We start from the raw sequence: 14758 nt of genomic DNA, 5'->3' as shown, positions 1-14758 counted from the left end.
TCACCCCTTACCTTATCTGCAACTATTATACCTTATTTGATGCTTTTTTCGCATATTTTCATTGAGCAAGTGAAGAGAGGGATGGTAATATATTGAAAGAACGACATTACGACAATAATCGACAAACAGAGAGAGGGATTGTACATGCAGCATGTTCATGGTACGTACGATACGGGACTGGTCATATTTTCATATATCGTAGCTGTCGTTGCGTCTTATACGGTTCTTGATTTAACCGCACGGATCAGTACTGCCGCAGGCGGAGCCCGTTGGCTGTGGCTCTCATTCGGCGCCATTGCCATGGGGATGGGCATATGGTCGATGCATTTTGTCGGAATGCTCGCCTTTTCTCTGCCTATACCGATCGGATACGATCTTATGCTCGTGCTGTTGTCCGTGCTCGCGGCTGTCAGCGCGTCTTTCGTCGCTCTGAACGTCGTGGGCCGCAATCAGCTGACATTGCGCCAATTGATCGGCGGCGGGCTGATGCTGGCCGTGGGCATTTCGGCGATGCATTACATCGGCATGGCCGCCATGCAGGTCGATATTTCGTACGACCCGTTCTATTTTGCGCTGTCCATCGTCATTGCGATCGTCGCCTCCATCGCGGCTTTATGGTTATCGTTTTATTTCCGTACGGGAAAAGAAAGCGGCGAAGTGTGGAAAAAGATCGGAAGCGGATTGATTATGGGCGCCGCGATCGTCGGTATGCATTATACGGGAATGATGGCCGCGCAGTTTCATTTGGGGGGCAAAGCGGCGCTATCCTCAGGAATGGTGCTGGATCAAAAATGGTCGGCTTATTTCATAGCCGGAGGCACTTTGTTTACGCTCGCACTGTCCCTCTTGGGAATTTATATTTCCAAGCGCCTGTCTCATAAAGATTTGGAGATTGAGGAAAAAACAAACGAAATTTACATCATGAACCAGGAGCTCCGAAAGTTAAACGACCATTTGGAGGAATTGGTGAAGGAACGCACGGCACAGCTTGAGAAAGCCCACGACGAGGCGATCCAGGCGAATATGATCAAAAGCCAGTTTCTGGCCAATATGAGCCATGAACTGCGGACGCCGCTCAATGCTATCATCGGGTACAGCGAAATGCTGATGGAGGAAGCGGAAGAACTGGGCGAGCCGACTTTTGTGGACGATCTTGGCAAAATCGGCAAATCGGGCAGGCATCTGCTGGCGCTTATTAACGATATTTTGGATATTTCGAAAATCGAAGCCGGTAAAATGGAAATTTATTTGGAGCCGTGCCATTTGCCGGAACTGATTCAGGACGTGCTGACGACGGTAAAACCGATGATCGAAGGCAATGGGAACCGGCTGGAATCCAGCGAAATAGAAGGCGAAATCACGACCGATGTGACGAAGATGCGGCAAATATTGTTCAACCTGCTCAGCAATGCGAGCAAATTTACGAAAAACGGCACCATCGGTCTCGAGGTGTACCGCCAAGCGAAAAAGGGCGTCGAGGGCTTCTGCTTCCGGGTCAAGGATACGGGAATCGGCATGACGCCGGAACAAATCGAGAAACTGTTCCAGCCGTTTACGCAAGCCGACGCTTCAACTACGCGCAAGTACGGAGGCACCGGTCTCGGGCTGGCTATCAGCCAAAACTTCTGCAGCATTTTGGGCGGCGACATTTCGGTCGAAAGCGAACTGGGATCCGGCAGCACATTTACGTGCTGGCTTCCTGCCGTTCCTCCCGGGCGGGACAATAGCCAGGCTCTGTCCGCGGGCGATTCCGGCACAGCGGAGGATAACGGTCCGATGAGCGTTCTGGTGATCGACGACGAGCCTTTTAACCAACAATTGATACGGAAATATTTGGCCAAGGAAGGATGGGACTTGACGTTTGCCGAGAGCGGAGAGGAAGGGCTTTTGCTGACCAAAAAGCTTCGTCCCAAGGTAATCTGTCTGGACATTCTGATGCCGAGCATGGACGGGTGGAGCGTGCTGGCCGCGCTTAAGAACGATCCCGAGCTGCAGGATATTCCCGTTATTATATTATCGATGACGGACGACAGGCACCTGGGCTACGAGCTTGGCGCTTCCGAATTTCTGACGAAGCCGGTGCAGCGGGAACGGTTGATCGGCGTCATAGACAAGTACATCTCGAAACATAAGGAACACTCCGTTCTGGTGATCGAGGACGACGCGACCACAAGCGCCTTAATGGCCAAGCTGCTGCAAAAGGAAGGGTATGTGGTGACCCAGGCCGGCAACGGCAGATTCGCTTTGGAATTTATGGCAAGGAAAATACCTGAGCTGATTTTGCTGGATTTGATGATGCCGGAGATGGACGGCTTTCAGTTCGTTGAAGAGCTGCGCAAGCACGACGCTTGGAGCGCTATTCCGATTATCGTCATCACCGCGAAGTCGATCACGTCGGAAGACAGGATGAAATTGAACGGTTTCGTAAAAAGCGTTTATCAAAAAGGCTCGTTCGACCACAAATCGCTGCTGGCCGAAATCAGCCGGTTCGTAACATCGCCGTAGGGGCGCGCACAATCTGCCTGGTTCTGGTGGCGCGAAGAAAACCTGCAAAAGTACAGTTTTTGCTTGGATGATACGCTGCAAACGAAAAATTCCTGCAAATGTGCAGGCTTTTCGCCGCGAACATGGGCTCAGATACATTTTTATAGAAAATTCCTGCACAATCGCAGGCTTTTCGCCCAAATGAGGTACTTTCATGGAAAAAGCCTGCACTTTCGCAGGCTTTTTCCCTGCCAAGCCGCCCTGTCCCCACTTCAGCACCCCAACCCGTGCAATAGAGGCCGTAGGTTGTGAAAGAGCGGCCGTCTTTTCTTAGCCATTTGACAAAATAAACTGTAACTATTATTATGATAGTTAAATAGAATAATTATATAACTTCAGATGGGTGGTGCAGAAAGATGAACTTTGAAATCAGCGATTGGGTGCAAGGCAGAACGGATGCTGGGGAATTAGTCCACGGGTACATTGAATCGATTCATGAATTGTTGGGAATCGCCAGAGTGAATGTTCTTCAATCCGATAATGAGGAGATCATAGGTACGATTGCCTTGGTTTCAGTGAGCAAGTTGAAAAAATTAGCGATGATTTCCATGGAAGCCGATGAACAAATAAAAGCGTTGATCGATATTGCGCTGTCAACCCGCGATGAAGCGTGGTTCATGGAGCTTTCCGGCAAATTGAAATCCAAGCCGAACGGTGCAGGACAAGATAACGGAAGCCGGCCCGCCGCTTACTCATCTTTTGTTAACCGTTTGGGCCTGTCCGGGAAAAAATAAAAATGCTGATGAACATCTATACGTAAGGCTGCCGGGAAAGTTCCGGCAGCTTTTTTTGGCGTTTTGGCGTGCTGTATCGCTTCCCAGGCGTGGACAACGGAAACCGGGGGGGCGGGCGGACCGGCGCTAACCGACGCAGAGCGGCGCGCGAAAATGCGGCAGACAAACACGCGGGCTGTCAGGGACGCATACAGTGTTCCAAAAGGAGGGGAGCCGTATGCCATGGCTGCAAAAAGCTTTTTTCTTAATCGGCCGTCCGGTAGGCGTATCTTTGACGAATGGACAGGGTGTGTCAGGGGTAATGTGTACGATTCAGAACGGTGAAATTTATTTGCTTGAGTACTTGTACCATACGCAATTCGCGACCAAGCACTATCCTTTCGAGCAAATTCAGGACATCCACGCTTTTCCTCCTTGTTATCCGCCGCTTCAACATTACGCTCAACCGTTATACCAGTGAAACACCCGGAAATGCAGCGGAATGGTTACATGTATGCAGAGGCTATACGGCGAATGGCACCAGGACGGTCCGTTCAAAAGATAGCCGCTTTCGCATGCGCACGTTTTGTTGTATGATATTGATAATGATTATCACTAAAACTTTTCATTCGGTAAAGCAATTCAGGGAGGCATATGGAATGGGTCGATCCGACCGGGCGAGTACCTTTCTGCATGGGACGATGCTGGAAATCAAAGATGCGGATGCAGTATCGGGCTTTGCGGCGGAGCGGTGTCTGGAACGGCATACGGTTACATCGCATACGCTGCTTTTTTTTGTCAAAATGAGAGGCACGATCCTCGTAAATGATATACCAGCCGGCATAACCGGCAAATCCGCCTGGCTGCTGCTTCCCGGCACGACCGTAGAAGCGAAAGGTTCATCGGGCAAAGATGCGAAAATGTACCGGATTGCGTTCGATTTATTCCGGGCGACGGAAAACACGGATCAAAGAAAAGTGTACGAGCGGGAAACAAGCTTTCCCGTGCAAGGAAGCGTGCGGAACGATTTGAACCGCATTCAGCGCCTTGTTTTGCAGCTTGCGGAAGAGCGCCCGGCTGCAGATGCCTATGCGCATGCGGATTCCGGCTACCGCTTCCGGCAGCAGCAGCGCATGTACGAATTGCTGGAAGTTTTGCTGCAGAGCGAGCCCGCCTCACCGCCGCCGACCAGCCCCGAGGAGCCGCTCCAACTGACGGTCCGCTACATGCAGGAGGCGTATCATACGGACATCAAGCTGGACAAGCTGGCCGAGCTCGCCGGTATGCATCCGTCGTATTATTCGCAGCTGTTCAAGCAAAAAATGAACAAAAGCCCGATTGAATTTTTGACCCGGCTGCGCATGAACAAAGCGAAGGAGCTGCTCCGCGTCTCCGACAAAAAAGTCCGCGAGGTCGCCGCACATGTCGGCTATCGCGACGAGTTTTATTTCAGCCGCCGGTTTAAAGAGAACTACGGCTACGCGCCTACGCAGTATTTGAAGCAAACGTGTCCGAATATCGTCTCGCTTTCGTTTCCGTATACGGACCATTTGTTCACCCTTGGGGTGGTGCCGTGTGCCGCGCAAATTCACCCGCTGCTGCCCCAGGCGATCAAGTCGCTGACGCTGCCGTTTCACGCTTACGAGACATGGGACATCGACAGGCAGGCTTTTTTCGACGTCAAGCCCGATCTCATTGTATGCAAAGACAATGTGCTGCAAAAAGCAAGGGACCATATCGGCGATATCGCCCCGATTATTTCGATTCCGTGGAAGCCCGGGGACATCTTCGACCATATGCTGGAGATCGCCCGGATTGTCGGGAAGGAGCAGGCGGCCAGGGATTGGATAAGCCTTTACGAGCAACGGGCGGAGCGGGCGCGGAAAAGGGTGAAAAGCGTTATCGGCAGCGCGACGGCAGCCATTTGGCGGATTGCGCCGGGCGAATTCAGGGTATACGCGGCACGCAATATCGGCCACGTTTTTTACCGCAGCCTGCAGCTGTCGCCTCCGGAGCGCGTCCGCACGTCAATTCAACGGTATCGTCCCGGCACCCAATTGACCTGGACGGCCGCCGCGATCGAGGAGCTCGGCGACTACGATTCGGACTACCTGTTCCTGGTCGTACAATCGGCGGAGGAGGTGCGGCGCGTCATGCATCAGATCGCTACGAACCCCATGTGGCTGCGGCATTCCGCGATTCGCGCGAACCGTTACTATTTTCTGGAGTGGGAAAAGTGGAAGGTCTATGCGCCGTATGCCATCGGGCGTCAATTGGAGGAAGCGGTATCGATGCTGGAAGGCTCGCACAAATCGTCCTACATCTAAAGAAATAACATGGAAACGAATCTTAAAATATGTCATGGACGCCGCGGAAAACGGATTTTATAATACATTTTATTGATAATGATTATCAATACTACTCGAGAAGGAATATGCAATGGAACAGAATCGACTGCAAGAGCAGTGGACATCTGCTGCTGCGGCGCGTACGAACTTCGCGCTTTTTGTGCTCATTTTCGTTTTGGCTATATTCGGATTGCTGCTGTCGATGTTTCTCGCGATCTCATATGGGGCGAAGGAGCTTACCATGAAAACGGTATGGACGGCGGTCGTGCACTATGATCCGTCTGTGACCGCGCATCAAATCATCCATGAACTGCGGCTTCCCCGCGTCATAGGCGCTGCCGTAGTAGGAGCGGGGCTTGCCGTGGCTGGCGCGCTGATGCAGGGCGTTACGCGCAACCCGCTTGCCGATGCCGGCATCCTGGGCATTAATGCGGGCGCGATGCTGGTGGTGGCGGTCAGCTTCGCCGTTTTGCCGAATTTGCCGTACTCCGCTTTAATGGCGCTGTCTTTTGGCGGAGCCGTGCTCAGTACGGTCGTGATTTTTGCGCTTGCCTCGGCGGGGCCGGGCGGGCTGACGCCTTTGCGGCTCACCGTAGCCGGTGCCGTAGTGGCCGCGATGCTGCATTCGCTCAGCTCGGGAATCGCGATTTATTTTGATTTGAACCAGGATTTGGCCTTTTGGTATGCGGGCGGGGTGGCCGGGGTCAAATGGTCTCATCTCCAGCTCCTGGTGCCGGTTATCCTGCTGGCGATCCTTTGGGCAATGACGATGGGACGTGCCGTCTCGCTGATGGCGCTCGGGGATGAGGCGGCGGTAAATTTGGGCGTGCGAACGAAGCGGATACGCATGCTCGCGATGACCGCTGCGGTTATTTTGGCGGGCGTCTCCGTGTCGGCGGCCGGCTCCATCGGGTTTATCGGGCTTGTCATCCCGCATATTTCGCGAAAGCTTACCGGCGTGGACTACCGCTTCATCATTCCGCTGTCTGCGATTCTGGGCGCGGTGCTGCTCGTTCTGGCCGATCTGGGCGCCCGGACGGTCAACCCGCCGAAGGAGCTTGCCATCGGCGTGATGGTCGCGCTCGTCGGCGTTCCTTTCTTTTTATATTTGGCGCGAAAAGAAAGGAGGAGCTTGTAGATGCAACTGCAAACTAAAAGCAGGGGGAAGAAAGCTTTTGCAGTGGGGATCGTCCTGGTCCTGATTTCGCTGGCAGTCATCCTTATAAGTCTGAATACCGGCACGATCCGGCTGTCTCCGCTGCATGTGGTGCAAACCTTTCTCGGCTATGGCAGCGAGGACGACAAGACCGTGCTGTTCGACTACCGCTTGCCGCGTATTGTCGTTGCCATGCTGGCGGGGATCGGCCTTGGAGTATCGGGAGCCATTTTGCAAGGGCTGTCGCGCAATGCGCTCGCCGATCCGGGCATTCTCGGGCTTCATGCAGGCGCGGCATTCGGCCTTATCATTTTTATGTCCTTCTTCCGTTCGATGCAGGGCCCGGTTTCGCTGCTCATTCCGCTGTTCACTTTCGCGGGCGGCGTGGCGGCGGCTTTCCTGATTGTGATTTTGGCGTACGACCGGCACAAAGGGGTGCAGCCGATTCAATTGCTGCTGATCGGAATTGCGGTTGCTGCGGGTTTTAGCGCAATCACGCTGTATTTATCGCTTCGCCTGGACGACAAGACGTATACGTTTGCCGCAAGATGGCTGGCCGGCAACATATGGGGAAGAGACTGGCTTCATGTGTATGCGCTGCTGCCCTGGATTGCGCTGTTGGCGCCTTACACGATGCTCCAGTCCAGAGCGCTGGACGCCTTTGCTTTCGGCGACCAGGTGGCGGCCGGCCTCGGAGCGCCGGTGCGCAGAAACCGGCTGCTTTTGCTGGGAGCAGCCGTCGCTTTATCGAGCGCCAGCGTATCGATGGCCGGCGGCGTCGGTTTCATCGGGCTGGCGGCGCCGCAGCTTGCGCGCCGGCTGGTCGGTCCGATGCACCGGCATCTGCTGCCGATATCCGGGCTCATCGGCCTTGTCATCCTGGTGATCGCGGATACGATCGGACGTTCGGTCTTCCAGCCGAACTCGATTCCGGCCGGGGTCATCGTAGCGGCCGTCGGAGCGCCTTATTTTCTGTATTTGCTAGTGAAAACCAAACATACATAACCAAGGGAGAAAACCATGAAAAAGACATCTTTACTCATCATGAGCATGATCGTAATACTAGTACTGGCCGCCTGCGGCAAGGCGGCGGCTCCGGCTGAGCCGAGCCCGGCCGCGGCCAATGCCGGGACAACGGCAGCGGCGTCGCCAACGCCCGCAGCCGCCAAAGAGCAGAGAATCGCTTCGCTGTCGATTCATCTGACGAACCACCTGCTCGCGCTCGGCATTACGCCTGTCGGCTCGGCCATCGGCGGCGACCTGAAAGACTTTTTGCCGCACGTCAAAGACCGCCTGCAAAACACGAAAAAGCTGGGCGTAGTTTCAGACCCGGACATGGAAGCTTTGCTTGCCTTAAAGCCTGACGTGATTTTCCTCGACAAGCAGTACGCCGGCAACGATCTTGCCAAATATGAGAAAATCGCTCCGGTTCAAGTGTTCGATCTGGACGAAGGGACATGGAGAGACACGCTGAAACAAGTCGGAAAGGCCGTGAACCGCGAAAAACAGGCAGAAGATTTTATCAAAGAATATGACACCGAAAAAGAGCGCGTTAAAGGGCTCATTGCAAACAAGATCGGCACCGGCAAAGTGATGGCGATCCGGGTTACGAGCAAAGAGCTCCGCGTCTTCGGCATGAAGCGTCCGATGGGCCCGATCCTGTTCGACGATTTGAAATTGCAGCCTGCCAAAGGCGTTGAGAAAATTAACAAAGCTTACGAGGTGATTTCCCAGGAGGTGCTGCCCGATTTTGACGCCGATGCGATTTTCGTCGTTGTCAACCGGGATGAGGAGGCTCAGAAGGTGTTCAAGCAGCTGCAGGGCAACCCGATCTGGCAAGGGCTCAAAGCCGTGAAGCAAAATCACGTTTACCCGATCGCCGACCAGCCGTGGCTGGACTATTCGTCGCTGGGCAGCAAGTTGTCGATGGATGAGGCGGAAAACATATTTTCCAAATAATCGCTGACTAAATGCTGAACATTTTGATTTTCTCTTTCAGGCCTTGAGCCTGCTCGCTGAGAACGTTCGCCGAAAAAGAAATTTCCTGCATGAATGCGGTTTGCTCCTGCGTGGCCGAGGCCGCTTGCATGGCCATATCCGTAATTTGTTTGGAAATGAAAGCTATCTCCTGGCCCCTCGATTCCGAGAGGCCAATTTTTTGCGCCTGCTCGCCCACCGTTCTCGCAATCATGTTTACGGCGTCCGCCGTCTGATGCACGGCGGCGCCGATATGCTCCATGGCCGCGCCGGCTTTTTGCCCTCTTCCGAGCTCTTCGTGAATGTGGCGCACCTGATCGGCTATTTTGTCCTCCATCGTATGCACTTGCGCCTGAATGTCCTTGACCAGCCTGTCGATGTTTTTGACGGCATGGGCGCTCTGTTCGGCCAGCTTTCTGATTTCCAGGGCTACGACCGAGAATCCGATGCCCTCGTCGCCGGCTCTGGCCGCTTCAATGCTGGCGTTTAAAGCGAGCAGGTGCGTCTGATCGGCGATTTCCCCGACCCATCCGGATACTTTGCCGATTTCGGCGGTATGCGCTTGCAGCTTGTTTGCCAGCGCTGTGGAGTCCTCGCTGATCGTGGAAAGATCCGATATCCCGGCCAACAGCGATTGAATGTCGCTGCCGCTTTCCCGGATGGTGACGACCATTTGCCGGGAAAGCTCGTGAACGTCCGCCGCCTTCCCGTTCATCTCCGCCGCGGCTTGCGCGGCCGACTCGATGGCGTTCAGGCACTCTAGAGACTGCTGCTCCTGCCTGTGGGTGCTGTTTGAAATGTCCTCGGTGCTCTGCGAAATTTGCTCGGCCTGCTTCGCCGCAGCCCCGATGGCGCTGTTTAACGAGGCGGAGCTTTGTTCGGCGACCGTGATGTGCTGGGAGATGTCGACGATCATGTCCCGAAGATGGCGGACCATTTTCTGAAAGGAAGCGGTCAGCATGCCGAGTTCATCATCCGATTTGTGATCGGGGATGCTGATGTCGAGGCGGCCCAAAGCCGCATCGTCGGCGAATTTGGCCAATCTCAGCAGTGGCCGGACGATCCAGCGCGCCATCAACCAGCCCAACAAACCGGTCCAGCACACGCCCAGGCTCAAAGTGCCTAAAGTGAACAGCCAGCCGGGAATGCCGCTCGCGGCCGCGTCTTTAATATAAAGAATGAAAAAAGCGCTAGTGCCGTAAGTGATGATGGAAACGGCTACAATTCCGATGACGATTTTTTGGATCAGGCCCAGACGCATACCGAAGCCCCTCTCGTTTTTGATAGTTTCAGTTTACCATGCTTCTTATTCGATAGAATCGTTTTTCAGCATGTTTTTGGCTAAATTTTCGGTCGCCAGATCCCGCGAATGATCTTCGTAATCTTCCAAAATGTCGATGATATATTCTTCGCCCGGTCTGTACGCTCTGAAAATCGCCTTTTCCTTGTTTTCCAAACGCACTTCGTGGCCGCAATCCTTTAGACATTGAGCAAAATCATGAAGGGTAGGCTGCTGGCCTTCTTCCAAAAATATGACGCCTCTCAGAAGCTTCACGCTGTCTTTGCGAATGACTTTAAAGTGAATGATATGTTCTTTTTTCACGGGTACGCACTCCCCTCATTGTTTCCTTCGCACTGCATATTTACATGGTAGCTGAAAATTGGCGGTGCAGGCTGTGATATTTGTTACTGCATCGGCCTTTATTGCGGCCGTTGGCATCTCCCGGCAGTTTCGTTACAATAGAGAAGATGCAAAGCCGGAAGGAGCCGAGTCCAAATGTCTGTCGATCGTCGCAACGGAATTTTCCCCTCGGTATGTTCGCTGGATTGTCCGGATCAGTGCGGACTGCTCGTTCATAAAGAGGACGGAAAAATTGTGAAAATAGAAGGGGACCCCGCGCACCCGGTCACGCAAGGCGCGATTTGCAACAAAGTCCGCCATATGGCGGAACGGTTATACGACCCCGAGCGGCTGCAATTTCCGCTAAAACGCGTCGGAAACAAAGGCGAGAACCGCTTTGAGCGGATCACTTGGGAGGAAGCTTTGGGCACGATCGCCGCCAACTGGAAACAGTTGATTGCCGAACATGGGGCGGAGGCGATTCTTCCTTACAGCTTTTACGGGAACATGGGCCGAATCGGCACGGAGGGCATGGATCGCCGTTTTTTCCATCGCCTGGGCGCGAGCCGGCTGCTGTATTCGATCTGCCAGGCTGCCGGAACGGAAGGTTACAATTATACGATGGGCGGGAGCTTCGGGATCGACCCCGAGGATACGGTTCATTCCAAGCTTATTGTGATGTGGGGCATCAATGCGGTCAGTACGAACATGCACCAGGTCGTGCTTGCGGAGAAGGCGCGTAAAAACGGCGCGAAAATCGTCGTGATCGATGTTCATAAAAATCAGACAGGCCGCTGGGCGGACTGGTTCATTCCGGTACTGCCGGGAACCGATGCGGCGCTTGCCCTGGGGCTGATGCATATTTTGTTCGACGAAGGTTTGACGGACGAAGCTTTCTTGAAAGAGTACACCGTAGGATACGAGGAACTGAGGAAGCATGTCCGGAAGTACGATCCTCTGACGGTGTCCGCCGTGACGGGTGTGCCGGTCGAAGATATATACCGGCTAGCCCGGATGTACGGCCAGTCCTCGCCGTCGTTCATTCGGATCGGCAACGGCCCGCAGCATCACGATAACGGCGGCATGTGCGTGCGCACGATTGCCTGCCTGCCCGCGCTTACGGGCCAGTGGCTCCACAAGGGCGGCGGCGCGATCAAGGGAAACGGCGGCTACCTGGAGCACAACACGGCTGCACTGCAGCGCCCGGATTTGCTGACCGCGGATACGCGGCGCATTAATATGAACTTGCTGGGGAGCGCGCTGCTTGAACTGGACCCTCCGGTCCGTTCGCTCTACGTGTACAATTCGAACCCGGCGCTCGTAGCTCCGCACGCCAATAAAGTCAGAGAAGGTCTCGCCCGGGAGGATTTGTTTACCGTCGTGCACGACTTGTTTCTGACAGAAACGGCGTTGTATGCGGATATCGTGCTGCCTGCTACGTCGTCTTTTGAAAATACCGATTTTTACCGGTCTTACTGGCATCATTACGTGCAAATTCAGCAGCCGGTTGCAGAACCTTACGCGGAAAGCAAATCCAATGCGGAAGTGTTCCGCTTGCTGGCGCGGGCGATGGGTTTTGAGGAGCAGGCGCTGCAGGATTCGGAGGAAGCGATGATCCGCCAGGCGCTGGATCACCCGGACAATCCGTATTTGGACGGGCTCACCTATGAGGCGCTGCTGGAAAAACAGTTTGTCAAAGCGGCGGTTCGGCCGCTCTTCCCGGGGCGGCTAAGTACCCCAAGCGGGAAAATCGAGCTTTATTCGCAGACGATGGAAAGCCGGGGCTATCCGCCGCTGCCTGTTTATACGCCGCTTCACGAAGACGAGAAGCTGCCGTTTTTGTTCGTTCCGGCGCCGAATCATAACTTTTTGAATTCGACCTTTTCCAATAATGCCAAGCATGTGCGCATGGAAAAAGCGCCAAAGCTGCATATGAATGCAGCGGATGCCGCAGCCCTTGGAGTGGCGACCGGCGACAAGGTGCGGGTCTGGAACGGGCGAGGGGAATGCGAGCTGGTCGCCTCGGCCGGAGAGGACGTGCTCCCGGGAGTCGTCGTCAGTCAAGGCCTCTGGGCCGACTCCCCGGAAGGCAAAGCGCCGGCGTTGGTCAATGCGCTGACGCCTGACCGTGTGGCCGATATGGGCGGAGGAGCGACCTTTTTCTCCGGGCGGGTACAGGTGGAAAAGAGCGCAGGGCGGTAAAAGCAGGAAGGCTGCCGCACAAGCAGCTTGTGAGATGCTTGTGGGGCTGGCGCCGCGTCCGGCAAAGCTGCAAACGCGCGGCGTTGCCCCGCCGACAGAATTCGCACCGCGCGCAGCTCCCAGCGCGTGGTATTTGCGCTGCATGGCGGTCGGTCCGACCACAGCAAATCTCAGGCTGCTGAGAAAAACGTACACGCCAGAGCCGGTTGCACAATCGCCTGGCTGCGCGAAGAAAGCAAGCATAAATCAGATTGTTGATAAAGTGGCGGGTTAGAGGAATCAGAGGGGAACAGCCGCTCACTCCCACCCACGTCTCTCTTGCACGGGTTACGGAGCTGAAGTGGGGGGCAAAGCGGCTTGGCGGGGAGAAAACCTGCGAAAGTGCAGTTTTTTTCGCAAAAGTGGCTCGTTTTGGCGAAAAGCCTGCGATTGTGCAGGAATTTTCCGCGAAAATGAATCTGAGCCCATGTTCGCGGCGAAAAGCCTGCACATTTGCAGGAATTCGTCGTGACCAGCGTATCAACCGGGCAAAAACTGTACTTTTGCAGGTTTTCTTCGCGCAACCAGGCAGATTGTGGGCGATCGGTTCGGCTTGTGGGTTTCTGAGCAGCCTGCAAATCAGCAGTTTTTTCCGTTAGGAGTCTGTCGGGCGGAGTTGCTTTTGTGCATAAAGAAGGGGCTGTCCGTTGAGACAACCCCTTCTTTCATAAAAGCTTAAGCTTGTTTCGAAGTCCACATGGATTCGATTTCCTCCAGCGATTTTCCTTTCGTTTCAGGCACGGCGCGCCAGGTGAACAGGAATGTGAACAGCGACATTACGCCGAAAATCCAGAAGGTGATGGCAGGTCCGGCGGATTGAAGCATCGGCGGGAACGATTGGGAGACGATATAGTCCGCCGCCCACAGCGCCATGGATGCGATTGCCGTAGCTCTGCCGCGGATGCGGTTCGGGAAAATTTCTGACAAAATGACCCAGACGACCGGTCCGAGCGACACGGCGAAGGATGCCACGTAGATCAGGATGAAAATAAGCACGAGCGGCCCGCTTGTATAGCCGGTATGAAAAGCGATGCCGATAACGAGCAGGCACAGCGTCATCATTGCGGACCCGACGAGCAGCAGCGCTTTGCGTCCCACTCTATCGATCAGCCATAAAGACAAGATGGTGAACATAAAATTGATGAAGCCGATGAGAATCGTTTGCACCAGCGAAGCGCTTGTGCCCGCGCCCATTTGCTTGAAAATTTCCGGGGCGTAATACATGATCGCGTTGATGCCGGTCACCTGCTGCAGGATAGCCAGCACTACACCCGCAATGAGAGCCCAGCGCAGCCCGGGTTTAAACAGTTCTTTGATGGAGCCGTTGCTTTCCTCTTTGAACGATTCTTTAATGTCGAGCACTTCTTTGCGGGCAAGTTCCTCGCCATGAATTTTCAGCAGAATCGGCAGCGCCTCTGCGGGGCGTTTTTGCTTGATCAGCCATCTTGGGCTTTCAGGCACGAAAAACAGCAGCGCCATGAACAGCAGGCCGGGAATGACGCCGATGCCGAACATCAGGCGCCAGCCGGTGGAAATATTCCATGCCTCGTCCCCGGCGCCGGCAATGCTCAAATTGACAAAATATACGAGAAAAATGCCCGTAACCGTAGCAAACTGGTTGAACGCGACAAGTCTGCCGCGGTATTTGGCCGGCGCGATTTCGGCATTGTACAGCGGGCACAGGGTCGAGGTGATGCCGATGCCGACACCGCCGATGATCCGGGCTATAATGTATCCGGAAAAAGTAGCCGGAATCGCGGAGCCGAGCGAGCCGATAATAAACAAGAAGGCCGCGGCGATAAGCACTTTTTTGCGGCCGAACTTGTCGCTGAGCACGCCGGAACCGGCGGCGCCGACGATACAGCCGATGATCAGGCTGGATACGGCCCAGCCGACCTGCACTTCATTCAGGCCGAACCGCTCCTGCATAAATCCGATCGCGCCCGAGACAACGGCTGTATCGAAGCCAAACAGCAAACCGCCCAATGCGGCGATAATCGAAACGAGCGTTACAAACTTGATGCTGATTTTTTCATTTTCGTTTTCTATGCGAACAGCTGCTTCCATTTTGATCACTCCTCTCAGTATCTCCATACGGAAACGAGTTCATTATAGCATGCCGCAAAGTTCGCAAAAGGAGGGATCGTCTGCACTTATT

General features: G+C 54.4%; 11 protein-coding genes. 8 read left to right on the top strand and 3 right to left on the bottom strand.

The features are described 5' to 3' along the window. Positions 1-144 precede the first annotated feature (144 nt). The 7 genes from AC0LWT_RS31075 (at position 145) to AC0LWT_RS31045 (ending at position 8720) form a co-directional block, all read left to right on the top strand. A complete protein-coding gene (locus AC0LWT_RS31075) occupies positions 145-2505 on the top strand; it encodes an MHYT domain-containing protein (RefSeq protein ID WP_474685161.1) in 2361 nt (786 codons plus the stop codon). 395 nt (positions 2506-2900) lie between these two features. Further along, positions 2901-3278 carry an IDEAL domain-containing protein gene (locus AC0LWT_RS31070; protein ID WP_474685160.1) on the top strand — a complete coding sequence of 126 codons (378 nt, stop codon included), beginning with the start codon at positions 2901-2903 and terminating at the stop codon, positions 3276-3278. A gap of 217 nt (positions 3279-3495) precedes the next feature. Beyond that, positions 3496-3738: a hypothetical protein gene (locus AC0LWT_RS31065; protein ID WP_474685159.1), complete on the top strand. Its 243-nt coding sequence runs from the start codon at positions 3496-3498 to the stop codon at positions 3736-3738. 178 nt (positions 3739-3916) lie between these two features. Beyond that, a complete protein-coding gene (locus tag AC0LWT_RS31060) occupies positions 3917-5584 on the top strand; it encodes an AraC family transcriptional regulator (RefSeq protein ID WP_474685158.1) in 1668 nt (555 codons plus the stop codon). A 223-nt stretch (positions 5585-5807) separates the two neighbouring features. Next, positions 5808-6743, top strand: coding sequence for a FecCD family ABC transporter permease (locus AC0LWT_RS31055; RefSeq protein WP_474685182.1), 936 nt, complete (start codon positions 5808-5810; stop codon positions 6741-6743). Continuing rightward, a complete protein-coding gene (locus AC0LWT_RS31050; protein ID WP_474685157.1) occupies positions 6744-7766 on the top strand; it encodes a FecCD family ABC transporter permease in 1023 nt (340 codons plus the stop codon). Positions 7767-7781: 15 nt separating this feature from the next. After that, positions 7782-8720, top strand: coding sequence for an ABC transporter substrate-binding protein (locus AC0LWT_RS31045; protein WP_474685156.1), 939 nt, complete (start codon positions 7782-7784; stop codon positions 8718-8720). A 7-nt stretch (positions 8721-8727) separates the two neighbouring features. Here the strand turns inward: AC0LWT_RS31045 and AC0LWT_RS31040 are convergent, their stop codons facing one another. After that, positions 8728-9999 (bottom strand): methyl-accepting chemotaxis protein, encoded by a 1272-nt coding sequence (locus tag AC0LWT_RS31040; RefSeq protein ID WP_474685155.1) that lies wholly within the window; start codon positions 9997-9999, stop codon positions 8728-8730. 45 nt (positions 10000-10044) lie between these two features. After that, positions 10045-10341, bottom strand: coding sequence for a hypothetical protein (locus AC0LWT_RS31035; protein WP_474685154.1), 297 nt, complete (start codon positions 10339-10341; stop codon positions 10045-10047). 174 nt (positions 10342-10515) lie between these two features. On the opposite strand from AC0LWT_RS31035, the gene AC0LWT_RS31030 reads away from it, so the two are divergent. After that, positions 10516-12561, top strand: a complete 2046-nt coding sequence (locus tag AC0LWT_RS31030; protein WP_474685153.1) for a molybdopterin oxidoreductase family protein — start codon at positions 10516-10518, stop codon at positions 12559-12561. 714 nt (positions 12562-13275) lie between these two features. On the opposite strand, the gene AC0LWT_RS31025 is transcribed toward AC0LWT_RS31030, so the two are convergent. Continuing rightward, positions 13276-14667 (bottom strand): sugar porter family MFS transporter, encoded by a 1392-nt coding sequence (locus AC0LWT_RS31025; RefSeq protein ID WP_474685152.1) that lies wholly within the window; start codon positions 14665-14667, stop codon positions 13276-13278. Between the last annotated feature and the right edge of the window lie 91 nt (positions 14668-14758).

The sequence above is a fragment of the Paenibacillus sp. sgz302164 genome (assembly GCF_056120505.1).
This window is presented reverse-complemented; position numbering and strand designations above follow the sequence as displayed.

Coding starts and splice junctions, on each gene's coding strand:
- AC0LWT_RS31075 (WP_474685161.1), top strand. CDS start 145: ATGCAGCATGTTCATGGTACGTACGATACGGGACTGGTCATATTTTCA.
- AC0LWT_RS31070 (WP_474685160.1), top strand. CDS start 2,901: ATGAACTTTGAAATCAGCGATTGGGTGCAAGGCAGAACGGATGCTGGG.
- AC0LWT_RS31065 (WP_474685159.1), top strand. CDS start 3,496: ATGCCATGGCTGCAAAAAGCTTTTTTCTTAATCGGCCGTCCGGTAGGC.
- AC0LWT_RS31060 (WP_474685158.1), top strand. CDS start 3,917: ATGGGTCGATCCGACCGGGCGAGTACCTTTCTGCATGGGACGATGCTG.
- AC0LWT_RS31055 (WP_474685182.1), top strand. CDS start 5,808: ATGTTTCTCGCGATCTCATATGGGGCGAAGGAGCTTACCATGAAAACG.
- AC0LWT_RS31050 (WP_474685157.1), top strand. CDS start 6,744: ATGCAACTGCAAACTAAAAGCAGGGGGAAGAAAGCTTTTGCAGTGGGG.
- AC0LWT_RS31045 (WP_474685156.1), top strand. CDS start 7,782: ATGAAAAAGACATCTTTACTCATCATGAGCATGATCGTAATACTAGTA.
- AC0LWT_RS31040 (WP_474685155.1), bottom strand. CDS start 9,999: ATGCGTCTGGGCCTGATCCAAAAAATCGTCATCGGAATTGTAGCCGTT.
- AC0LWT_RS31030 (WP_474685153.1), top strand. CDS start 10,516: ATGTCTGTCGATCGTCGCAACGGAATTTTCCCCTCGGTATGTTCGCTG.
- AC0LWT_RS31025 (WP_474685152.1), bottom strand. CDS start 14,667: ATGGAAGCAGCTGTTCGCATAGAAAACGAAAATGAAAAAATCAGCATC.